This window comes from Reyranella sp. (genome assembly GCF_965249915.1).
Lineage (GTDB): Bacteria > Pseudomonadota > Alphaproteobacteria > Reyranellales > Reyranellaceae > Reyranella.
In genome coordinates this window covers 1,881,817-1,904,556 of the sequence record NZ_OZ252257.1, presented here as the reverse complement: position 1 = coordinate 1,904,556, position 22,740 = coordinate 1,881,817, and the positions used below count along the sequence as shown (strand labels likewise).

The following is a 22,740-nucleotide window of genomic DNA, read 5'->3' as shown; positions in this document are numbered from 1 at the left end:
AGAGACGGCATGTCCATCAACATCCTGATGCCCGCGCTCTCGCCCACCATGACGGAGGGCAAGCTCGCCAAGTGGCACGTCAAGGTCGGTGACTCGGTCAAGTCCGGCCAGGTCGTCTGCGAGATCGAGACCGACAAGGCCACGATGGAAGTCGAGGCCGTCGACGAGGGCAAGGTCGGCCAGATCCTGGTCGAGGAGGGCACCGAGGGGGTGAAGGTCAACGCCGTCATCGCCGTGCTGCTCGAAGAGGGCGAAAAGGAAGTCGCCAAGTCGGCGGCCCCTGCCGCTGAAAAGCCGGCGCCCAAGGCCGAGGACAAGCAAGCCGAGAAGCCGGCCGCGCCGGCTCCGGCGGCAGCGCCCGCACCGGCGCCCAAGGCGGCCGCGCCCGCGGCTTCGTCCGGCGGGACCCGTATCTTCGCCTCGCCGCTGGCCCGGCGGATCGCGGCGGAGAAGGGCATCGACCTCGCCGGCCTCAAGGGCTCCGGCCCGAACGGCCGCATCGTCAAGGCCGACGTCGAGAATGCCAAGCCCGGTGCCGCGCCCGCGGCAGCTCCGGCCCCGAAAGCCGCGGCCAAGGCTCCGGCGCCGCCCGCCGGCGGCCAGCCGGTCTTCGTGGCGCCCGGCGACAGCCGCGTGCCGCACACCAGCATCCGCAAGGTCATCGCCCGGCGCATGCTCGAGTCCAAGCAGACCGTCCCGCATTTCTACCTGACGGTCGACTTCGAGATCGACGCGCTGCTGACGGCGCGCACCGCGATCAACGCCGTGGTCGAGAAGAAAGGCACCAAGGTCTCGGTCAACGACATGGTGATCAAGGCCTGCGCCAAGGCGCTGCGCGACCATCCCGAGTGCAACGCCTCGTGGACCGAGGAAGAGATGATCCAGTACGGCGCGGTCGACATCTCCGTCGCCGTCGCCACCGATCGCGGCCTCATCACGCCGATCGTGCGCAACGCCGACATGAAGGGCCTGGCGCAGATCTCGATCGAGATGAAGGACCTCGCCAGCCGCGCCAAGAGCGGCAAGCTGAAGCTCGAGGAGTTCCAGGGCGGCGGCTTCACCATCTCGAACCTCGGCATGTTCGGCATCCGCGACTTCGGCGCCATCATCAACACGCCGCAGGCCATGATCCTGGCCGTCGGCGCGGGCGAGGAGCGGGTGGTCGTCCGCAAGGGCGAGATGGTCGTCCGCAACATCATGAGCTGCACGCTGGCGGTCGATCACCGCGTGGTGGACGGCGCCCTGGGCGCGCAATTCCTGCAGACGCTCAAGGCGTATATCGAGCAACCCGCCGCGATGCTGGCCTAGGAGCACGTCATGGCCGAAACCAGTTTCGATCTCATCGTCGTGGGCGGCGGGCCGGGCGGCTATGTCGCCGCGATCCGCGCCGCGCAGCTCGGGCTCAAGACCGCCGTGGTCGAGCGCGAGCATATGGGCGGCATCTGCCTCAACTGGGGCTGCATCCCGACCAAGGCGCTGCTGCGCACCTCGGAGGTCTACGGCCTCATCAAGCATGCCGAGGCCTATGGGCTCTCGGTCAAGGACGTCTCGTTCGATCCGAAGAAGATCGTCGAGCGCTCGCGCAAGGTCGCCAACCAGCTCAGCAACGGCGTCTCGATGCTGATGAAGAAGAACAAGATCACGGTGTTCGACGGCACGGCCAAGCTCGCCGGCACCGACGGCGCCAGGCGCAAGGTCGCCGTCACGCTGAAGGACAAGAGCAACGTCACCCTGACGGCCAAGGACGTGATCCTCGCCACCGGCGCCCGCGCGCGCCAGCTTCCCGGCCTCGAGGCCGACGGCAAGCTGGTGTGGAGCTACAAGGAAGCGATGGTGCCGCCGGAATTCCCCAAGTCGCTGCTGGTCATCGGCTCGGGCGCGATCGGCATCGAGTTCGCGAGCTTCTACCGCACCATGGGCGCCGAGGTGACGGTGGCCGAGGTCATGGACCGCGTGCTGCCGGTCGAGGATGCCGAAGTCTCCGCCTTCGCCAAGAAGGCGTTCGAGAAGCAGGGCATGAAGATCCTGACCAGCGCCACCGTGTCCAACCTGAGGAAGGGCGCCAACGACGTCACGGCGACCATCACGGTCGGTGGCAAGGCGCAGGAGATCACGGTCGACCGCGTCATCAGCGCCGTCGGCATCGTGGGCAACGTCGAGAATATCGGCCTCGAAGGCACCAAGGTGAAGGTCGAGAAGACCCACATCGTGATCGACCCGTGGGGCTTCACCGGCGAGCCGAACGTCTATGCGATCGGCGACGTGGCCGGCCCGCCCTGGCTCGCCCACAAGGCGATGCACGAGGGCGTGCTGGTCGTCGAGAAGATCGCCGGTGTGAAGGGCGTGCACCCGATGAAGACCGAGAACATCCCGGGCTGCACCTACTGCCAGCCGCAGGTCGCGAGCATCGGCCTCACCGAGGCGGCGGCCAAGGCCAAGGGGCTGGAGCTCAAGGTCGGCAAATTCCCCTTCATCGGCAATGGCAAGGCGATTGCCCTTGGCGAGCCCGAGGGCTTTATCAAGACGATCTTCGACGCCAAGACCGGCGAACTCCTGGGCGCCCACATGATCGGCGCCGAAGTTACCGAGCTGATCCAGGGCTACAGCATCGCCAAGACGCTGGAGACCACCGAGGCCGAGCTGATGGCCACTGTGTTCCCGCATCCCACCCTGTCGGAGATGATGCACGAGTCGGTACTGGCGGCGTACGGCCGGACGCTCCATATCTAGGCGATCATGGACGGAACCCTCGACAAGCTTTCCCTGAGCCGGGCGGAGCGCCACCCGGAAAAGGCTCATCGCCCGGACAACCCCATCCAGCGCAAGCCGGATTGGATCAGGGTGCGCGCACCAAACTCGCCGGAATATGCCGAGACGAAGCGGCTGATGCGCGAGCTCAAGCTCACGACGGTGTGCGAGGAAGCGGCCTGTCCGAATATCGGCGAGTGCTGGAAGCAGAAGCACGCGACCTTCATGATCATGGGCGAGACCTGCACCCGGGCCTGCGCCTTCTGCAACGTGGCGACCGGCAAGCCCGGCGCGCTGAACCCGCACGAGCCGGCCAACATCGCCGAAGCCGTCGGCAAGCTCGGACTCGGCCATGTCGTGGTGACGTCCGTCGACCGCGACGACCTCGCCGATGGCGGGGCAGGGCACTTCGCCGAGGTCATCACGGCGCTGCACAAGTCGGCGCCCACGACCACGGTCGAGATCCTGACGCCGGATTTCATGCGCAAGCCGGGTGCCATTGAGACGGTGGTCGCGTCGCGTCCCGACGTCTTCAACCACAATCTCGAGACCGTGCCGCGGCTCTATCCGACGATCCGTCCGGGCGCGCGCTACTTCACCTCGCTGCGGCTGCTGTCGCGCGTGAAGGAAATCGATCCCGCGATGTTCACCAAGTCCGGCCTGATGGTCGGGCTGGGCGAGACGCGCGAGGAGATCCTCCAGGTGATGGACGACCTGCGCGCCGCCGACGTCGACTTCCTGACGATCGGCCAGTACCTGCAGCCGACGCCCAAGCACGCCGCGCTCGACCGTTTCTGGACACCGGCCGAATTCTCCGAGCTCGCCCAGATGGCGCGCGCCAAGGGCTTCCTGATGGTCTCGTCCTCGCCGCTGACGCGCTCGAGCTATCACGCCGGCGACGATTTCGCGCGCCTCAAGGCCGCGCGCCTGGCCCAGCTAGAGCAGCTCAAGGGCTGACGGCTTCTTGGCTACCCGTCATCAGGAACGGCGAGTCGTTCCGTTCCAGCCGCGTCAGTTGTTCGACCTCGTGGCCGACGTGCCGCGCTACCCGGAGTTCCTGCCCTGGTGCTTTGCCGGCCGGATCCGCCGCCGCGAAGGCCCCAACGTCGAGATCGCCGAACTGGCGATCGGCTTCGGCCCATTCCACGAGAAGTTCGTCTCGCGCGTCGAGCTGTCGCCCGACGATCCCGAGGGGCTGCGCATCGTCACGACCGGCACCGAGGGTCCGTTCCGGCTGCTGAAGAGCCGCTGGCTCTTCAAGCCTCACCCCGAGGGCACGCAGATCGACTTCGAACTCGAGTTCGATTTCCGCTCGATCCTGCTGCAGAAGACGGTGCAGCTTCTGTTCGCCGAAGCCGTCCGCCGCATGGTCTCGGCCTTCGAGGCGAGGGCGGCGCAGCTCTATGGTGCGCCCCCAAAATCGGCCGTCGCCAAATTGTCGCCCTGAGCGCAGCGACGGACCTCACGGAACGATCGACGTACGACTTGGGCCGCGCGAGATCCTTCGCTGCGCTCAGGATGACCAAGGTGGCGTCTACCGTTCCGCCAGCTTCGCCAACATGGCCAGCGCCGTGATCACCGTGAGGCGGCGGATGGCGTCGCGGTCGCCGGGGAAGATGTGGTGTTCGGTCACCGGCTCGAAACCCGAGCGGGCGGCGCCGAAATGGACCAGCCCGACCGGCTTCTCGGCCGACCCGCCGCCGGGGCCGGCGACGCCTGTAACCGACACCGAGAGCTGCGCGCCGGAGCGGGCGAGGGCGCCGGTGGCCATGGCGCGCGCCACCGGCTCGCTCACCGCGCCATGGCTCACGATGGCGTCCCACGGCACGTCCAGCATTTCGCGCTTGGCCTCGTTGGAATAGGTGACGAAGCCGCGATCGACGACGTCTGAGGAGCCGGCGATGGCGGTGAGGGCGGCGGCGATCAGGCCGCCCGTGCAGGACTCGGCCGTGACGACCTTGAAGCCGCGCTTGCGGCAGGCGAACAGGACGTGCTCCGCGGCTTCCCGCATTTCATGATCGAACATGTGCCGCTCAGCTCCCTGGCAGTTCAACGGTTGCGATGGCCTGGGCCGCGATGCCTTCGCGCCGGCCGGTGAAGCCCAATCCTTCGGTCGTCGTCGCCTTGACGCTCACGCGTTCGGTCGTAACGCCCGCGATGGCGGCGATGCTCTTCACCATGGCCTCGCGATGCGGCCCGACCTTGGGGGCTTCGCAGACGATCGTGACATCGAGGTGAACGATGCGGCCGCCTCGCGCGCTCACGAGATCGACGGCGTGACGCAGGAAGCGGTCGGAGGAGGCGCCGCGCCATTGCGGATCGGAAGGCGGGAAGTGCTTGCCGATGTCGCCGGCGCCGATCGTGCCCAGCACGGCGTCGGTCAGTGCATGCAGCGCCACGTCGGCGTCGGAGTGGCCGGCGAGCGCATGGGTGTGCGGGATGGCGACGCCCCCCAGCATCACGGCATCGCCCGGTGCGAAGCCGTGCACATCGAAGCCGAGGGCGGTACGCGTTTCCATGTGATCGGCGATGAGGTCGGCGGTCGTGGTGATCTTCCGGTTATCTCCGCTGCCTGCCACCATGACAAGCTTCAGCCCGGCGCGCTCGCCGACGGCGGCATCGTCGGTCAGCGCGGTCGCTTCGTCGGCGCCGAGAGAGGCTGCGGCGCGATGCGCCGCCAGAAGCCGGTCGAAGCGGAAGACCTGGGGCGTCTGTGCGCGCCACAGGTCGCGGCGTGGCACGGTCTCCGAGATCGTCTGGCCCTCGCCCACGCGCTTCAGTGTATCGGCGAGGGGAATGCCGAGGATGGCGCCGTCGATCCCATCGCCCGAAGCGGCGGCCAGACAGGCCTCGATATCGTCAGGCCGCACGAAGGGACGCGCGGCGTCGTGGATGGCGACGAATTCCGGCGCCGTATCGGCCAGCGCTTCGAGGCCCTTCAACACGGATTGCTGGCGGCTGGCGCCTCCGCGCACCGGCGCGGGCAGCCTTAATCCGGCCGTTGCCGCCGTATAGTGTGCGTCATCTGCCGCACCGATAACGACCAGAATCCGGTCGATACCGGGGGCGGCCTGGAGGGCAGCGATGGTCCGGCGCAGCACCGGCTGGCCGCGCAAAAGAGCATATTGCTTGGGCAGTGCGGCGCCGAAGCGGCTGCCGCGGCCGGCTGCGACGATGAGGGCTGTACAATGGGTCACGGCCCCTAAATAACACTGGCATCAGGGAAAGCGCACTTCCGACCCTTGCGCCGTTTGGCGCCACAGGCTATTGCTCGCTCAATTATTGTGCACTGCACAAGATGCCTATAAACTGAACAAAGAATGCAAAACGCACACCGCCTTGCCCCTATAGACATCGGCCCCGTTCGCATCGAGGACCCCGTCATCCTGGCGCCGCTCTCAGGCGTCAGCGACATGCCCTTCCGCCAGATGGTGAAGCGGCGTGGGGCAGGACTCGTCGTCTCGGAAATGATCGCGTCCGCCGCGATGGTTCGCGAGAACCGCAAGACGCTGATGATGGCCAAGACCACGCCGGAAGAGTTTCCGATGTCGGTCCAGCTTGCGGGCTGCGAGCCCGAGGTCATGGCCGAGGCCGCCAAGCTCAACGAGGATCGTGGGGCGGCGATCATCGACATCAATTTCGGCTGCCCGGTGAAGAAGGTCGTGAACGGCCATGCCGGTTCCTCGCTGATGCGCGACGAGGTCCATGCCGCGAAGATCCTCGAGGCGACGGTGAAGGCCGTGAAGCTGCCGGTCACGCTCAAGATGCGCACCGGCTGGGACTCGACCAACCGCAATGCCCCGAACCTCGCGCGCATTGCCGAGGCGTGCGGCATCAAGATGCTGACCGTGCATGGCCGCACGCGTTGCGACTTCTACGAGGGCCATGCCGATTGGGCCTTCATTCGCACCGTGAAGGAGGCCACGAAGCTGCCGGTGATCGTCAACGGCGACATCAACACGCTCGACGATGTCGACCAGGCGCTGGAACAGTCGGGCGCCGACGGGATCATGATCGGCCGCGGTGCCTATGGCCGGCCGTGGTTCCTCAACCAGGCGATCCACTATCTGCGGACCGGCGAGCGGCTGCGCGATCCCTCGATCGCCGAGCAGTACGCGGCAGTGCGGACGCATTTCGAGGCGATGCTCGAACATTATGGTCTCGAAACCGGGGTGCGCATGGCTCGCAAGCATCTCGGCTGGTACTCCAAGGGGCTTCCCGCCTCGGCCGATTTCAGGGCGGCGCTCAACCGCGAGACCGATGCCGACAGGGTGCGGAGCATGCTTGCTTCGTTCTTCCTGCCGGCCGTTGAGCGGCAGGCAGCCTGATGTCCCTGCGCCCTCTCAAACGGAACGGCATGAGCGATCAGTTTCCGGCGGCTCTTCTCGATTCGCTCTCGGAAGCGATCATCGTCGTCGATGCGAACGGCGGGATGCACTACGCGAACCTCTCGGCCGAGCAGTTCTTCGGCGTCGGCCGGGCCCGCCTGGTCGGACATCCGCTGAGTGAATTCATTCCCGAGGACACGCCGCTCTTCTCGCTTCTGGAGCAGGTCCTGGTGACCGGCGGCGCGGTCGCCGAGAACGGGGTGACGCTTGCGTCGCCGCGCATCGGCACGCGCTTCTGTGCGCTGCGCCTCTCGCCGATCGTCGACAGCGAAGGGCTGGTAGCCATCTCTCTGGTCGAGCAGACGATCGCCCGCAGCATCGACCGCCAGCTCTCGCATCGCAGCGCCGCCCGCTCGGTGAGCGCGCTGGCCGCGATGCTCGCGCACGAGGTCAAGAACCCGCTGTCCGGCATCCGTGGCGCCGCCCAGCTCCTCGAACAGTCGGTGCCGGATTCCGATCGTGAGCTGACCGAGCTGATCTGCGAGGAGACCGACCGGATCGTCGCGCTGGTCGATCGCATGGAGGCCTTCGCCGACGGCCGCCCCATCGAGCGCGGGCCGATCAACATCCATCAGGTCCTGAATCACGTGCGCCGCCTGTCGCAGAACGGCTTCGGCAAGGGCGTGCGCTTCATCGAAACCTACGATCCGTCGCTGCCGGACGTGCATGGCGACCGCGACCAGCTCATCCAGGTCTTCCTGAACCTGGTGAAGAATGCCTGCGAGGTCCCGGGCGACGTCGATCGCGAGATCGAACTATCGACGGCCTATCGCCACGGGCTGAGGCTGGCCGTGCCCGGACAGCAGACGAGGGTGAACCTGCCGCTGGTCGTTTCCGTGCGCGACAACGGCCGCGGCGTGTCGGACGAGATCCGCAGTCACCTGTTCGACGCGTTCGTAACCAACAAGCCAACCGGAACCGGCCTGGGTCTTGCTTTGGTCGCCAAGATCATCAACGACCACGGCGGCGCTATCGAGTTCGATAGCGAGCCTGGCCGCACATCATTCAGGGTCATGTTGCCGCTCCAGTTCCCGCAGGCCACGCCATGAGCGAAGGCACCACCATTCTCGTCGCCGACGACGATCGCGCGATCCGCACCGTCCTGCATCAGGCGCTCGGCCGGCAGGGTCATACGGTGCGGAGCACCGGGACCGCTTCCACGCTCTGGCAATGGATCCAGGAAGGCGAGGGGCAGCTGGTCATCACCGACGTGGTGATGCCCGATGAGAACGGCCTCGACCTCGTGCCGCGCATCCGCAAGCTGCGGCCGGACCTGCGCATCATCGTCATGAGCGCGCAGTCGACCCTGCTCACGGCGGTGCGGGCGACCGAGCGCGGCGCCTTCGAGTACCTGCCCAAGCCATTCGACCTCAACGAGTTGATCTCGGTGGTGAACCGCGCGCTGTCGGCGCCGGCTGCCTCGATGCCGCGCTCGGTGCAGCCGCGGGAAGAGGGCGAGCGCCTGCCCCTGATCGGCCGCTCGCCGGCGATGCAGGAGATCTACCGCGCGCTGGCCCGCCTGATGGCGACCGACCTCACGGTCATGGTCACGGGCGAGTCTGGCGCGGGCAAGGAATTGGTGGCGCGCGCGCTGCACGATTACGGCAAGCGCCGGAAGGGTCCGTTCATCGCCCTCAACATGGCGGCGATCCCCCGCGAGCTGATCGAAAGCGAGCTGTTCGGCCACGAGCGCGGCGCCTTCACCGGTGCGGTGCAGCGGTCGGCCGGCAAATTCGAGCAGGCGTCCGGCGGCACGCTGTTCCTCGACGAGATCGGCGACATGCCGCCCGAGGCGCAGACCCGCCTCCTGCGCGTGCTGCAGGAAGGCGAGTACATGACGGTCGGCGGCCGCACGCCGATCAAGGCCAATGTCCGCATCGTGGCCGCGACCCATCGCGACCTGCGCCGGCTGATCCAGCAGGGCCTGTTCCGCGAGGATCTGTTCTATCGCCTGAACGTCGTTCCGATCCGCCTGCCGCCACTGCGCGAGCGTCTCGACGACATTCCCGAACTCGCCAACCACTATCTGCAGGCCGCCACCGCCGACGGTCTGCCGACCAAGGTCCTGTCGCCCGAGGCCATGGCGCGGCTGAAGCAGCATCGCTGGCCGGGCAACGTGCGCGAGCTCGTAAATCTCGTGCGGCGCCTGTCCGCGCTCTACTCCGAGGAAATCATCGGCGTCGAGACGATCGAGGCCGAGCTGGCCGACGCCGTTTCGGCGATGGAGCCGGCGCCCGAAACGTCGGACTCGGCCGAGGACGTGTCGCTGGCGGATGCCGTCGACCGTCATCTTCAGGCGATGTTCAACGCCCATGGCGACCGGCTGCCGCCGGACGGCATGTACGATCGTGTCATTTCCGAGGTCGAGCGCCCCTTGCTCGCCCTGGCCCTGGGAGCTACGCGAGGGAATCAGTTGCGCGCGGCCCGTCTCCTGGGGCTCAATCGCAACACGTTGCGCAAGAAGATAAAGGACCTCGACGTCCCCGTGGTTCGCACGCCGCAGGTCCGCCGAGGCGGGTGATTCAGTGACAGCTGCGCTGGGCGTTTCACGCTTGGGCGACAAGATGAGCGCGGTGCTTCGCAGCCTCAGCGGCCGTGTCGCCGCCGTCTCGTTGGCCATCCTCGCCATGGCCGCCGGCGGCGCCACCTATGCGTGGCTGGCCGGCTTCGTGCCCGAGTCGTTCGGCACCCGCGGCTGGATGACGGGCCTGCTGGTGGCCGACCTGGTCATCGCGATCGCCCTGGTCTCCGTGGTGGCCGTCCGGCTGACCCAGCTCTGGCTCGACCGCCGGCGCGGTGCGGCGGGCTCGCGTCTGCACATGCGGCTGGTGCTGGTCTGCAGCGTCTTCACCATCACGCCGACGGTCATTGTCACCATTATCCTGTCGCTGCTGGTGATCAGCCTCACCGATTTCGTCGTGAAGCCCTCGCAGGCCTCCTACGAGGCGGCGCGCGCCATCGGCGAGCCGGTGCGGCGCGCCCGCGAGCAGGAGATCCTGAACGACATCGAGGCGATTTCCGCGCCGTTACAGGCCGCAGGAATCGACGGGGTACGCGATCCGGAGGCGACCAAGGCGATGCTAGAGCGCCTGATCGAGGGGCGACCGATCATCGAAGCCACCGTCCTCGACGCCGACAAGGGCGTGATTGCCCAAGCCAAGGCGCCCGATGCGACGGGCATGCCCAATCCCGTGCCGCCCGCCCAGTTCCTCTGGCAGGCGGTGAATCAGGCGCGACCCGTCCAGATCGAATCGCCGACCGGCGCCTACTTCGTGATGCAGCTCTTCGTCGGCGAGCCGCTGTTCCTCGCGACCGGCCACGCCGTCGACCTCAGGGTGGTCGACTACATCAAGAGCATCGAGTTCGCGGGCTCGTTCTATTCGCAGATCGAATCGGCGCTGCGGCGCAGCCAGCTGATCATCTTCGTGGTGTGCGGCGCCATCGCCTTCCTGATGCTGCTGGCGGCCGTCTGGCTCGCCATCCTGTTCGCGACACGCCTGACCGAGCCGATCGGCGGGCTGATGCAGGCGGCCGAGAAGGTGCGGGGCGGCGATCTGAGCGCCCGCGTCGAGGAGGGACCGCCCAATGACGAGCTGGGCCAGCTCGCACGCTCCTTCAACCGCATGGCCAGCCAGATCGAACAGCAGCGCGGCGAACTGGTGCACGCCAACACCGAGCTCGACACGAGGCGGCGTCTCACCGACGCGGTGCTGGCCGGCGTCTCCGCCGGCGTGCTGAGCGTCGACGGCGAGGGCATCGTGATGCGCTCCAACCGGTCGGCGCTCGACCTGCTGGCGCTGCCCGAGGACGGCGTGCTGGGAAGGCCGCTGATCGCGGTGATGCCGGAACTGGGACCGCTGGTCGCGCAGGCGGCCGAGCGGCCTGAGCGGATGACGCAGGGGCAGGTCGAGATCCTGCAGCGAGGATCGCGGCAGATCCTGCTGGTCCGCATCAGCGCCGCCTCCGGCGCCGGTTTCGTCGTCACCTTCGACGACGTCACCGATCTCATGTCGGCCCAGCGGATGGCGGCGTGGGGCGACGTCGCCCGCCGCATCGCGCATGAGATCAAGAACCCGCTGACGCCGATCCAGCTCTCCGCCGAGCGGTTGAAGCGCCGCTATCTGAAGCAGATCAAGGAGGACCCCGAGACCTTCTCGATGTGCACCGACACGATCATCCGGCAAGTCGGCGACATCGGGCGCATGGTCGACGAGTTCTCGTCGTTCGCCCGCATGCCACGGCCGACGGTGAAGGAAGAGGATGCGAAGGAGATGTGCCAGCAGGCCTTGTTCCTGCAACGCAACGGCAACCCCGAGATCCGCTACACGGTGAACCTGCCCACCCATCCGGTGACGCTCAACTGCGACCGGCGCCAGGTCTCGCAGGTGCTGACCAACATCCTGAAGAACTCGGCCGAGGCGATCGAGGGCAGGGACGAAACGCCGGACACGCCTTTGCCACAGGGCGAGATCACCCTGTCGCTGATCGAGGACGGCGCCGGCGTGCGGATCGTCGTGGAAGACAATGGCCGGGGACTGCCCAAGGAGGGCCGCGAGCGACTGACCGAGCCCTATATGACGACCCGCAGCAAGGGCACCGGGCTTGGTCTCGCGATCGTGAAGAAGATCATGGAAGACCATGGCGGGTTCCTGTCGCTGCAGGATCGTGAGGGTGGCGGCGCGCGCATCAGTCTGGTATTCCGGCGAGACGCGAAGGAACTCGCGTCGGCTCGACCGCATGCGACAGCCGCACAATGACCCGCCGTTCCATGCGGGCTGCTTGAAGTGACATGGCCCACGATATTCTGATCGTCGATGACGAACGCGATATCTGCACGCTGATCGCCGGCATCCTCGAGGACGAGGGTCACACCGCGCGCCGAGCGCACAACAGCACCGAAGCCATCGACGCCGTGCGACAGCGCCGGCCCGCTTTGGTCATCCTCGACGTCTGGCTGCAGGGCAGCGAGCTCGACGGCTTGCAGATCCTGGAAGTCATCCGTCGCGAGGATCCACCGATCCCCGTCGTGATGATCAGCGGCCACGGCACGATCGATACTGCCGTGTCGGCAATCAAGAGCGGCGCCTACGATTTCGTCGAGAAGCCGTTCAAGGCCGATCGCCTGCTCCTCGTCGTCGACCGCGCCATCGAGGCCGACAAGCTGAAGCGCGAGAACGTGGCGCTGCGCCGGCGCGCCGGCGGCGATGTGACCTTCGTGGGCTCCTCCAGCGACGCCGGGAACGTGCGCGCGCAAATCGAGAAAGTGGCGCCGACCGGCAGCCGCGTCCTCATCACCGGCGCCTCCGGCTCGGGCAAGGAAACGGTTGCGCGGCTGATCCATCAGGGATCGAAGCGCGCCGACGGGCCGTTCGTGGTCGTCAACTGCTCGACCCTGCCGGCCGAGCGCCTCGAGATCGAACTGTTCGGCACCGACGGCGACACTGACGCCGATGCACTGCGCGTGTCGGGGGCCTTCGAGATGGCCCATGGCGGCACGCTGGTGCTCAAGGAAGTGGCCGACCTGCCGCTGGCCCTCCAAGGAAGGCTGGCGCGGGTGCTGCACGAGCAATCCTATGCCCGCGACGGCGGCAAGACCAAGGTTGAGATCGACGTGCGCGTGCTCGCGACGACGGCGCGCGATCTGCAGGAAGCGATCGCTGGCGGCAGGTTCCGCGAAGACTTGTTCCACCGCCTGAACGTCGTGGGCATGCGCGTGCCGCCGCTCAGTGAGCGCCGCGAGGATATTCCCGAACTGGCGCTCGACCTGCTGAAGCGCGTTGCCGACGCCACCGGCCTGCCGGCGCGCGCGATCGGCGAGGATACCCAGGCCGCTCTGCAGGGGCACGACTGGCCGGGCAACGTTCGGCAGCTGCGCAACGTCATCGAGCGGCTGCTGATCCTGGCACCGCCGGGCGGCGCGCCGATCCGCGCCGACGTCCTGCCCAACGACGTGAGCGAGGACGCGCCGTCGGTGCTGCGCTGGGAGAAGGGCGGAGAGATCATGCAGCTGCCGCTGCGCGACGCGCGCGAGGTTTTCGAGCGCGAATACCTGCTGGCGCAGGTGACGCGGTTCGGCGGCAATATTTCACGGACGGCGACCTTCGTCGGCATGGAGCGCTCGGCCTTGCATCGCAAGCTGAAGTCGCTCGGCCTGCACGGTGGTTCGCTGGAGGGCGGCGGTGAGCTGCCGGTCTGAGGAGGAGAGGGCGTTATGGCGCGTTATGCCTATGTCAACGGTCGCTACGTCGACCATCGCGAAGCGAGTGTCCACATCGAGGACCGCGGCTACCAGCTGGCCGACGGCGTCTACGAGGTCGTGGGCGTGCGCGACGGCAAGCTGATCGACGAGAAGCCGCATATCGACCGGCTCGATCGTTCGCTGAAGGAACTGCGGATCGACTGGCCGGTGTCGCGCAACACGATGGGCTTCATCCTGCGCGAGCTGATGCGCAAGAACCGGCTGCGCGACGGCCTGGTCTACATGCAGGTGACGCGGGGCGTCTCCCGTCGAGACCATGGATTTCCGACCACCCCGGTGAAGCCTGCCCTGGTGATGACGACCAAGGCCACCAAGCATATCGAGGCCGATGCGGGCCCGGGTGTGGCCGTGAAGAGCATGCCCGACATCCGCTGGGAGCGTTGCGACATCAAGACGGTGGCGCTGCTGGCGAACGTGCTGGCCAAGCAGGCGGCTCGCGAGGCCGGCGCCTACGAGGCCTGGCTGGTCGACGACAAGGGCTGCGTCACAGAAGGTGCTTCGACCAATGCCTGGATCGTGACCCAGGACGGTGAGCTGGTGACCCGGCAGACCGACAACGGCATCCTCTCCGGCATCACGCGGCAGACGCTGAAGTCGATCTGCAATTCGCTGCAGCTGAAGTTCGTCGAACGGCCCTTCACGGTCGAGGAGGCCAAGAAGGCGAAGGAAGCGTTCATCACCAGCGCCACGTCCTTCGTGACGCCGGTCGTCAAGATCGACGGCGACAAGGTGGGCGACGGCAAGGTCGGCGCCACGGCGCGGCGCCTGCGCGAGGAATATGTCCGCTTCTCGGAGGCGGGCGAGGCCGTGACGTGAGCCTGCCGGAAGGCGTAAAGCCGCCGCGCGCCATCCTGTTCGACTGGGACAACACGCTGGTCGACACCTGGCCGACCATCGTCGAATGCTACCGCGATACATTCACCGCGCTGGGCCTGACGCCGTGGACCGCCGCAGAGGTGCAGGACCGCGCCCATGGCTCCCTGCGCGAGGTCTTCCCGGTCCTGTTCGGCGAACGTGCGGACGAGGCGGAGCGGGTGTTCTACGATACGTTCCGTCGCATCCATCTCGAACGGCTGGCGCCGCTGGCCGGCGCCGACACCTTGCTGGCGCACTGCCACGCACAGGGACTCTACGTCGCGATCGTCAGCAACAAGGTCGGCGACAATCTGCGGGCCGAGGTCGCCCATCTCGGCTGGGGCAGGTGGATCTCACGTTCGGTCGGCGCGCGCGACGCGGCCCGCGACAAACCAGCGCCGGACCCCATCTATCTCGCGCTCGACGGCACGGGAATTGCCCCGGACGACAGCGTGTGGATGGTGGGTGACACCCTCGCCGACCTGAAGAGTGCACACGCGGCGGGGTGTCTGCCCGTTCTCGTGGGGGGCGCGGACGAGTTGTCCGGCTCCCTCCTGGAACATCCGCCGAGACTGCGAGCGCGTAATTGTCATCAGTTGGTGGCATTGCTTTGAGACCAACCTCCCCTATATACGAGGCGACTCGGTAGCGGGGAGAGACCCCGTACCCCCCAACCGGCGACCCTCGGGAAGCCGGCCGCCCACCAAGAGGCCAAGAATATGAGCGAAAAGGCACAGAACGTTCAGGACGTCTTCCTGAACCACCTTCGGAAGAACAAGACTCCGGTCACGATCTTCCTCGTGAATGGCGTGAAGCTGCAGGGCATCGTCACGTGGTTCGACAATTTCTCGGTGCTGCTGCGCCGCGACGGTCATTCGCAGCTTGTTTACAAGCATGCGATCTCGACCATCATGCCGGTTACACCGGTGCAGCTGTTCGACGGGGACAAGGCCGACGCAGGCTGATTTGATCGACGAATTCGAGCAGGACGCACCGGAAAAGCGCGCACGGCAGCCGTTGGAGACCGTGCGTCCGGCAACGGTCGCCGCTGTCGTTTGTCCCTACACGGCCGGGCCGCGCGGTCGCGGCACCGAACGCGGCAGCGAGGCCAAGCTCGAAGAGGCCGTGGGTCTTGCGCGCGCGATTGATCTCGACGTCCGGTTCGAGCAGGTCGCGCCATTGCGCCAGATCACGCCGGCGACCTTGCTTGGCAAGGGCGTCGTCGCCCGGATCGCCGCCGCCGTCGAGGAACTCGGGATCGGCCTGGTCGTCGTCGACGACAAGTTGACGCCCGTTCAGCAGCGCAATCTCGAAAAGGCCTGGCAGGCCAAGGTCATCGACCGCACCGGCCTGATCCTGGAAATCTTCGGTGCGCGTGCCCGCACGCATGAAGGGCGCCTCCAGGTCGAACTGGCCGCGCTCGACTACCAGCGCGGCCGCCTCGTGCGATCATGGACCCATCTCGAGCGCCAGCGGGGCGGCTTCGGCTTCCTGGGCGGCCCCGGTGAATCGCAGATCGAGATCGACCGCCGCCTGATCGGCGAGCGCATCGTGCGGATCAAGCGCGACCTTGAAAGCGTGCGCAAGACGCGCGCCGTCAACCGCGCCGGCCGCAAGAAGGCGCGGCTGCCGACCGTGGCCCTGGTCGGCTACACCAATGCCGGCAAGTCGACGCTGTTTAACCGCATGTCCGGCGCAGAGGTGATGGCCAAGGACCTGCTGTTCGCCACGCTCGACCCGACCATGCGCTCGATCAAGCTGCCGAACGGCAAGGGTTGCGTCCTTTCCGACACGGTGGGCTTCGTCTCCGACCTGCCGACGCACCTGGTCGCGGCCTTTCGCGCGACCCTCGAAGAGGTCATCGAGGCCGACCTGATCGTGCATGTGCGCGACATTTCCCATCCCGACAGCGAGCAGCAGCGCGCCGACGTAGAGGGTGTGCTGCACGAGCTCGGGGCGCTGGACGAGGCGGGGGGCCGCCCCTTCATCGAGGCCCTGAACAAGATCGATGCGCTGCCCGAAGAGGTCCGCCAGACCCTCGAGACGCGGACCGCTACCGGCGCCGAGCGCGCCCGCCAATACCCCGTCTCGGCGCTGACCGGCGAGGGGGTCGACCGGCTGCTCGAGGCAATCGCCGATCTGCTGGGCGCCGCCGGCGAGGCGCGCGAGGTCTCCGTGCCGCTGGCCGACGGCGCGACCATCGCCTGGCTCTACCGGCACGGCGAGGTGCGCAGCCGCCGCGACGAGGGCGATACCGCCTGGCTCACGGTGGCGCTGGACGCCGCCGCGGCCGCCCAATTCGAACGTCGTCAGCAGGCGCGCTGACAGCTCTGCGTTGACACTCAGCGGGCGCCCTTCCTATAAGCGCCCAAACCTCAGGACGAAGGAAACACCATGGCTTTCAAGCCCTTGCACGATCGAATTCTGCTGAAGCCGGTGGCCGCCGAGACCCGCACCAAGGGCGGACTGATCATTCCCGACACGGCCCAGGAAAAGCCCATGCAGGGCAAGGTCGTCGCGGTCGGCAAGGGCCGCCGCCTCGAGGATGGCCGCCTGCAGGAGCTGGGCGTCAAGGTCGGCGATACGGTCCTCTACGGCAAGTGGTCCGGCACCGAGGTGAAGCTCGGCGGCGTGGATCACGTGATCCTGAAGGAAGAGGACCTCTTCGGCGTCGTCGGCTGAAGCCGATGCTCGATTCCGGCGGCTCGGACCGGGTCGCCGAACTCATGCGCGAGACGGCGGCAGCCGAGCTGCTGCCGCGTTTCCGCAATCTTTCGAAGGACGACGTCCGCCAGAAGCGGCCGGGCGATATCGTCACGGTGGCCGATGTCGCGGCCGAACAGCGACTGGCCAGCGGGCTCGCCAAGATCCTGCCGGGCGTACCGGTCGTGGGTGAGGAGGCCGTCGAGAAGGATGCGGGCCTTCTCGACCTTATCGGCCGTCCGGGTGAGGCCTGCTGGATCGTCGATCCGCTCGACGGGACCGCGAACTTCGCGGCGGGCCGCGAGCGCTTCGCCATCATCATCTGCCTGGTACAGGACGCGGCCGCGGTCGCCGGCTGGATCCTCGACGTGCCGAACGACCGGCTGGCCGTGACCCAGCGGGGGGGCGGGGTGACCTTTGACGGCACCCTGGTACGGGGCAGGCCGACGACGGGAGCCCTGAACGGCTTCGTGGGCTACAAGATCGCGAAATCCTTCGACGAGCAGCTGAGCCCCGGGCAACGTGCTCGCCTGGGCAACATCACGACGTTGAGATGCGCAGGGGCCGAATATCTCGAGATTCTCTCGGGTCGCGCAAATTTCAGCCTCTACCGCACGACCAAACCCTGGGATCACGCCGCAGGCACCCTGATGATGCGCGAGGCGGGCGGTGACGCCGTCCAGTTCGGCGCGGCACCCTACACGCCGGCCCAGCCGCATAATGCCGGCCTGATCACCGCCTCGACCGACCAGGCGCTGAACGAAGCGAGGGCGCTCCTCGAAGCCTCGCGCCTGTCGCTGCTGACGCCAAAGGCGTAGCGCTCAAACCCGCGTCTTGGCTTCCTGCCAGAGGGCTTCCATCTCTTCGAGGCTGGCGTCTGCCGGCCTGCGGCCGGTCTCGGCCAGGCGGCGCTCGATGTGGCGGAAGCGCTTTTCGAACTTGTCGTTGGTGGCCCGCAGAGCCACCTCCGGGTCGACCTTGCAGTGGCGAGCCAGGTTCGCGACGGCGAACAGGACATCGCCAAGTTCATCCGCAACCTTGGCCTGTTCGACTTTTCCGGCCTCCAGCTCGACCCGCAGCTCGCGCAGTTCCTCTTCAATCTTGTCGATGACTGGACCGATCGTGGCCCAATCGAAGCCGACCCGGGCGGCGCGCTTCTGAATCTTCTCGGCACGCATGAGGGCGGGAAGGGCCAGCGCCACTCCATCAAGCGCCCCTGGCGTGCCTTCGTTGGCGCCCTTGGCCGCCCTTTCGGCTGCCTTGCGGGCCTCCCAGGACACGGTCTGGGCATCGGCAGTCTTGATGTCCATGTCGCCGAACACGTGCGGATGGCGGTCGACCATCTTGTCGGCGATGGCGGCTGCGACGTCGTCGAAGGCGAAGGCCCGAGCCTCGCTGGCAATTTGGCTGTGATAGACGACCTGCAGCAACAGGTCGCCGAGTTCCTCCTTGAGTGCCGGCATGTCGTCGCGCTCGATGGCGTCGGCGACCTCGTAGGCTTCCTCGATCGTGTAAGGCGCGATGGTGCGGAAGGTCTGGTCGACGTCCCACGGGCAGCCATGCTGGCGGTCGCGCAGCCAGGCCATGACGGCCAGCAGGCGCGGCAGCGGTTCTTTGGGAAGCGATTCCGGGGTGGGCTTGCCTGAACTCATGCCGTCCAACTCATTCCCAATTATCGTATAATATATATTATGACAAATACGGATATTATCGAGATATCAGCCTATTGCCAATCGATCCGCATGTTCTGTGTCAGGAGTGCCAAGAGCTGCAGGCCGCGACCGGCCTCGTTGGCGGGCATGCCGAGCGTGACAAGGAGGCCAACCTTCGGGTTCGCCGGATTGGGATAGACCCAGTCGAACACGGTACGCGGGCCGCCAGTGTCGGACGGCCCCTTCGGCACGTTCTCGTAGACGATCACGAAGCTGCCGTCTCGGAGCTTGCGGGCCTGGGCCTGAACGCCCGGGCGCCGGGCCTTCATGGAGCCGGCCTTGGTGGCGGCGTAGTGCTCGGCGTCCTTGACGCCTTCATAGGTGAAATCGACCCGCCAGATGATCAGCCGGATGCGCTTGTCGAGCGTGTAGGCGACGCCCCGCTCCCCATCCTCGCTGGCCTGCCAGCCCATGGGCAAAAGCAGTTCGACCTTGACCGAGTCGAAGCGCAGCCGGACGGCCTGGGTGGTCGGATCGATGCCCAGGACACGCGTGAAGCTCTGGGTCGTGCCGCCGCCGATGCTCTGTTCGCCGCGGGTGAAACTGGTGCCGTTGTCAGGCGTGCCGAAATCGCGAAACGTGAGCCCGCCGGGGTCCAGCCGGTTGGCCGTCTGGGCTTCGAGCGGCGCCGCCGAGGCGACGAATCCCGTCGCCGCAGCGCCCGCCAAGAACATCCGGCGTCCGGACTCGTTTCGTTTACGCTCTTTCTTCAGATTAGGAATTCCGGGTAACCATCTGGAATAAAACAATTATTCACCCTAGAGGTCGATTTTAAGACCGTCATGGCAAGGCGTCACGTGGGACGGAGTCGTCCGATCGACTTCGGCATAATCCATATCGACATGCAGGTTGGTCAAGAACGCCCGCCGCGGTTTCAGCCGGTCGATCCACTCCAGGGCGCGGTCGAGATGGGCGTGGGTCGGGTGCGGCCGGTAGCGCATCGCGTCGACGATCAGCACCTCGACCCCCTCCAGCGCCTGCAGCGACTCCTCCGGCAGCATCACGACATCGTTGGCATAGCCGACCGGACCGAAGCGGAAACCCGTCGACGGGATCGTCCCATGGTCCTGCAGGAACGGCACGACCGGCAGGCCGGCGGCCTGGAAAGGACCTGAGATCACGGTGTGGCGGTAGATCGGATTGTAGAAGCCGTTGCCCTCGGCGTGGAAACAGTAGCCGAAGCGTCGGCTGAGCACGCCGTAGGTTCGCTCGTCCGACCAGGATTCGATTTCGCCCTGGCGCAGTGCGAAGGGCCTGAGATCGTCGATCCCGTGGCACTGGTCGGCGTGATCGTGCGTCCAGATCACCGCGTCGACCTTCTCGACCTCGGCGGCCAGCAGCTGGCTGCGCAGGTCGGGCGAGGTGTCGACCAGTATGGTCTTGCCCTGGTCCTGCACCAGGATGGAGCAGCGGCTGCGGCAGTTGCGCGGGTCCGACGGATTGGCCGCCCCCCACTCGCCCTTCCCGCCCGGCCCGCCGACACGGGGAACGCCCGCCGAGGTCCCGCAGCCCAGGATGGTCACGCGCACTTCGAACGCTCCGCCTTGGCAAACAGCCGGAAGAAATTTTCGGTGGTTGCGGCCTCCAGCTCGGCCAGACTCACGCCCTTGAGTTCGGCGACCTTGGCCGCGGTATGGGTGACGAAGGCGGGCTCGTTGGTCTTGCCGCGCTTGGGGATCGGCGCCAGGTAGGGCGCGTCGGTCTCAACCAGCAGCCGGTCGAGCGGGACGTCGCGGACGATGGCGCGCAGATCCTCGGCCGCCTTGAAGGTCACGATGCCGGAGATCGAGATGTAGAGGCCGAGCGCCAGGGCCCGTTCGGCCACGGAGCGCCCCGAGCTGAAGCAGTGGATCAGGCCGGGGAAGGCGCCCTTCCCGTATTCTTCTTCCAGCATGTCGCCGGTCTCGGCATCGGCATTGCGCGTGTGGACGATGAGTGGCAGGCCGGTCTGGCGCGCGGCGGCGATATGGGCGCGGAAGCTCTCGGCCTGCTCCTCGCGCGGGCTATGCTCGTAATAGAAGTCGAGCCCGGTCTCGCCGATGCCGACGACCTTGGGATGACGCGTCGCCTCGATCAGGCGATCAGGGGTGTGCTGCCCCTCCTCCTTCGCTTCGTGCGGATGGACCCCGACCGAGCACCAGACATTGTCGTGGCGCTCGGCGATCGCCCGCACCCGCTCGAACTGGTCGAGCCGCGTGCCGATCGTCAGCATGCCGGCGACCCCGGCCGTGCGCGCGCGCGCCAGCACCCCGCTTTCGTCGCTCGTGAGCTCCGGGAAGTCGAGATGGCAGTGGCTGTCGATCAGCATGTCAGCCTGCAGCCTTGGGCGGCTTGGGGGCCTTTGGCGGTTTCGGCGGCTTGGCGACGGGCTCGGCCGCCGGCTCGATGAAGCGTGGGAACACACCCTGCGGCGGCGGCAGCGCGGTGCCGGAGACCAGCTCCTCGTCGAACGCTGCGTAGACGCGCTTCTCGGCCGGCACCGCGAGCTGGTCGAGGATTTTGGCCGTCGACCCGGGCATGAACGGCTGCACCAGCAGGGTGACCCGGCGGATCGTCTCGGCCAGCACCCATAGCACCGTGTCGCGCCGCACCGGGTCGGTCTTGGCCAGCGCCCAGGGCGCCTGCGCATCGACATAGCGGTTGGCATCGGCAATCACTTCCCAGATGGCGGTCAGTGCCTTGTGGAAGGCCTGCTCGTCGAGCTCGCTGCGCACGATGGCCAGCAGGCTCCGCGCCCGCTCGAGCAGCGCCGTGTCGGCCTCGACCAGCTCACCTTTGGGCGGAACCTTCTCGCCGCAATTCTTGGCGACGATCGACAGGACGCGCTGGCAGAGATTGCCGTAGGCGTTGGCGAGGTCGGCGTTCATGCGACCGATCAGGGCGCGGCGCGAGAAATCGCCGTCATTGCCGAACGGCACTTCGCGCAGCAGGAAGTAGCGAACCTGGTCCAGCCCATAGGTCGTGACCAGATCGACCGGATCGATGGCATTGCCCAGCGACTTCGAGATCTTCTGGCCTTCGTTGGTCCACCAGCCATGCGCGAAGACGCGCTGCGGCGGCGGCAGGCTCGCAGCCATCAGGAAGGCCGGCCAGAACACGCAATGGAAGCGGATGATGTCCTTGCCGACCATGTGGAGGTTGGCCGGCCAGTACTTCCACAGCGGATTGTTCTGATTGGGGTAGCCGCACTCGGTGATGTAGTTGGTGAGCGCGTCCAGCCACACGTACATGATGTGCTTCTCGTCGCCGGGCACCGGAATGCCCCAGGAGAAGCTGGTGCGGGAAACCGACAGATCCTGAAGGCCACCCTTAACGAAGCTGATCACCTCGTTGCGACGGCTGTCGGGACCGATGAACGCGGGATTCTTTTCATAGAAGTCGAGCAGCCGATCGGTCCAGGCCGACAGCTTGAAGAAATACGACGGCTCCTCGACCCACTGTACCTCGGCGCCGGTCGATGTCGCGCGTCGCTTGTTGTCCGGCCCGACCTCGGTCTCGCCCTCGACGAAATAGGTTTCGTCGCGCACCGAGTACCAACCGGCATACTTGCCGAGATAGATGTCACCGGCCGCGACCAGCTTCTCCCACAGCGCCTGGCAGGCCGCGTAATGGCGCGGCTCGGTCGTGCGGATGAAGTTGTCGGGGCTGTAGTTCATCACGCCGATCAGGTCGCGGAACGACTGGCTCACCTTGTCGGTGAAGGCCTGCGGCTGCAAGCCGGCGGCGGCGGCGGCGGTCTCGATCTTCTGGCCGTGCTCGTCGGTGCCGGTCAGGAAATGGACGTCATAGCCGTCGAGGCGCTTGAAGCGCGCCAGCACATCGCAGGCGAGCGTGGTGTAGGCATGCCCGATGTGGGGCACGTCGTTGACGTAGTAGATCGGCGTGGTGACGTAATAGGTACTGTTGCCCGACATGATGACTGAACTCCGAACGGCCGCCCCTCCCGGGGCACGAGACTCAAGCGCGTTCAGCCCCGCATTCGTGCGCAGGGGAGCGAGTCTCTGATGTCGGACCGGGGCAACATGGGCGACCTTTTCCCATGCCTATCCCTGTGGATCAAGAGTCGGCGCCGTAG

The 22,740-nt window shown here is 66.8% G+C and carries 22 protein-coding genes; 15 read left to right on the top strand and 7 right to left on the bottom strand.

All coding sequences use genetic code 11. From position 1 onward, the window contains the following. Positions 1–9: 9 nt before the first annotated feature. Genes ACP15H_RS09580 through ACP15H_RS09565 form a run of 4 tightly spaced genes read left to right on the top strand, consistent with a single transcriptional unit; the run spans position 10 to position 4,195 of the window. A complete protein-coding gene (locus tag ACP15H_RS09580) occupies positions 10–1,308 on the top strand; it encodes a pyruvate dehydrogenase complex dihydrolipoamide acetyltransferase (RefSeq protein ID WP_425065966.1) in 1,299 nt (432 codons plus the stop codon). A 9-nt stretch (positions 1,309–1,317) separates the two neighbouring features. Further along, positions 1,318–2,730 carry a dihydrolipoyl dehydrogenase gene (lpdA, locus tag ACP15H_RS09575; protein WP_425065965.1) on the top strand — a complete coding sequence of 471 codons (1,413 nt, stop codon included), beginning with the start codon at positions 1,318–1,320 and terminating at the stop codon, positions 2,728–2,730. Positions 2,731–2,736: 6 nt separating this feature from the next. Then, positions 2,737–3,705: a lipoyl synthase gene (lipA, locus tag ACP15H_RS09570; RefSeq protein ID WP_425065964.1), complete on the top strand. Its 969-nt coding sequence runs from the start codon at positions 2,737–2,739 to the stop codon at positions 3,703–3,705. A gap of 7 nt (positions 3,706–3,712) precedes the next feature. Continuing rightward, positions 3,713–4,195 (top strand): type II toxin-antitoxin system RatA family toxin, encoded by a 483-nt coding sequence (locus ACP15H_RS09565; RefSeq protein ID WP_425065963.1) that lies wholly within the window; start codon positions 3,713–3,715, stop codon positions 4,193–4,195. Between the two features lie 87 nt (positions 4,196–4,282). On the opposite strand, the gene ACP15H_RS09560 is transcribed toward ACP15H_RS09565, so the two are convergent. Then, positions 4,283–4,774 (bottom strand): CinA family protein, encoded by a 492-nt coding sequence (locus tag ACP15H_RS09560; protein WP_425065962.1) that lies wholly within the window; start codon positions 4,772–4,774, stop codon positions 4,283–4,285. Positions 4,775–4,781: 7 nt separating this feature from the next. Further along, the gene (locus ACP15H_RS09555) at positions 4,782–5,945 is read right to left on the bottom strand and encodes a bifunctional 2-C-methyl-D-erythritol 4-phosphate cytidylyltransferase/2-C-methyl-D-erythritol 2,4-cyclodiphosphate synthase (protein ID WP_425065961.1); all 1,164 of its coding nucleotides are present in this window, start codon (positions 5,943–5,945) and stop codon (positions 4,782–4,784) included. 123 nt (positions 5,946–6,068) lie between these two features. On the opposite strand from ACP15H_RS09555, the gene dusB reads away from it, so the two are divergent. From dusB to ACP15H_RS09500, 11 genes are all read left to right on the top strand, one after another. Further along, on the top strand, positions 6,069–7,076 hold the full coding sequence (gene dusB, locus ACP15H_RS09550) for a tRNA dihydrouridine synthase DusB (protein WP_425065960.1): 1,008 nt from the start codon (positions 6,069–6,071) through the stop codon (positions 7,074–7,076). A 29-nt stretch (positions 7,077–7,105) separates the two neighbouring features. Further along, positions 7,106–8,185, top strand: a complete 1,080-nt coding sequence (locus tag ACP15H_RS09545) for a two-component system sensor histidine kinase NtrB (RefSeq protein WP_425065959.1) — start codon at positions 7,106–7,108, stop codon at positions 8,183–8,185. Further along, positions 8,182–9,657 (top strand): nitrogen regulation protein NR(I), encoded by a 1,476-nt coding sequence (ntrC, locus tag ACP15H_RS09540; RefSeq protein ID WP_425065958.1) that lies wholly within the window; start codon positions 8,182–8,184, stop codon positions 9,655–9,657. The genes ACP15H_RS09545 and ntrC overlap by 4 nt, the downstream gene beginning before the upstream one ends. Before the next feature lie 43 nt (positions 9,658–9,700). Next, complete coding sequence (locus ACP15H_RS09535) at positions 9,701–11,893, top strand: ATP-binding protein (RefSeq protein ID WP_425065957.1); 2,193 nt, start codon at positions 9,701–9,703, stop codon at positions 11,891–11,893. Positions 11,894–11,925: 32 nt separating this feature from the next. After that, complete coding sequence (locus tag ACP15H_RS09530; RefSeq protein ID WP_425065956.1) at positions 11,926–13,332, top strand: sigma-54-dependent transcriptional regulator; 1,407 nt, start codon at positions 11,926–11,928, stop codon at positions 13,330–13,332. A gap of 15 nt (positions 13,333–13,347) precedes the next feature. Continuing rightward, positions 13,348–14,211 (top strand): D-amino-acid transaminase, encoded by an 864-nt coding sequence (dat, locus tag ACP15H_RS09525; RefSeq protein ID WP_425065955.1) that lies wholly within the window; start codon positions 13,348–13,350, stop codon positions 14,209–14,211. After that, the gene (locus ACP15H_RS09520) at positions 14,208–14,864 is read left to right on the top strand and encodes an HAD family hydrolase (protein WP_425065954.1); all 657 of its coding nucleotides are present in this window, start codon (positions 14,208–14,210) and stop codon (positions 14,862–14,864) included. Before dat ends, ACP15H_RS09520 begins: the two co-directional genes overlap by 4 nt. 105 nt (positions 14,865–14,969) lie before the next feature. Further along, positions 14,970–15,215, top strand: a complete 246-nt coding sequence (hfq, locus tag ACP15H_RS09515; protein WP_068189217.1) for an RNA chaperone Hfq — start codon at positions 14,970–14,972, stop codon at positions 15,213–15,215. 52 nt (positions 15,216–15,267) lie between these two features. Continuing rightward, a complete protein-coding gene (gene hflX / locus ACP15H_RS09510) occupies positions 15,268–16,575 on the top strand; it encodes a GTPase HflX (RefSeq protein ID WP_425069875.1) in 1,308 nt (435 codons plus the stop codon). 69 nt (positions 16,576–16,644) lie between these two features. Then, positions 16,645–16,932, top strand: a complete 288-nt coding sequence (locus ACP15H_RS09505; protein ID WP_425065953.1) for a co-chaperone GroES — start codon at positions 16,645–16,647, stop codon at positions 16,930–16,932. A 5-nt stretch (positions 16,933–16,937) separates the two neighbouring features. Then, a complete protein-coding gene (locus ACP15H_RS09500; protein ID WP_425065952.1) occupies positions 16,938–17,771 on the top strand; it encodes an inositol monophosphatase family protein in 834 nt (277 codons plus the stop codon). A gap of 3 nt (positions 17,772–17,774) precedes the next feature. Here ACP15H_RS09500 and mazG read toward each other — a convergent pair whose 3' ends face one another. The 5 genes from mazG to metG form a co-directional block, all read right to left on the bottom strand. After that, on the bottom strand, positions 17,775–18,605 hold the full coding sequence (mazG, locus tag ACP15H_RS09495) for a nucleoside triphosphate pyrophosphohydrolase (protein WP_425065951.1): 831 nt from the start codon (positions 18,603–18,605) through the stop codon (positions 17,775–17,777). A gap of 71 nt (positions 18,606–18,676) precedes the next feature. Further along, positions 18,677–19,339: a hypothetical protein gene (locus ACP15H_RS09490; protein ID WP_425065950.1), complete on the bottom strand. Its 663-nt coding sequence runs from the start codon at positions 19,337–19,339 to the stop codon at positions 18,677–18,679. 84 nt (positions 19,340–19,423) lie between these two features. Beyond that, positions 19,424–20,194, bottom strand: coding sequence for an MBL fold metallo-hydrolase (locus tag ACP15H_RS09485; protein ID WP_425065949.1), 771 nt, complete (start codon positions 20,192–20,194; stop codon positions 19,424–19,426). After that, positions 20,185–20,973, bottom strand: a complete 789-nt coding sequence (locus tag ACP15H_RS09480) for a TatD family hydrolase (RefSeq protein ID WP_425065948.1) — start codon at positions 20,971–20,973, stop codon at positions 20,185–20,187. The genes ACP15H_RS09485 and ACP15H_RS09480 overlap by 10 nt, the downstream gene beginning before the upstream one ends. Position 20,974: 1 nt before the next feature. After that, complete coding sequence (metG, locus tag ACP15H_RS09475) at positions 20,975–22,579, bottom strand: methionine--tRNA ligase (RefSeq protein ID WP_425065947.1); 1,605 nt, start codon at positions 22,577–22,579, stop codon at positions 20,975–20,977. Positions 22,580–22,740 lie beyond the last annotated feature (161 nt).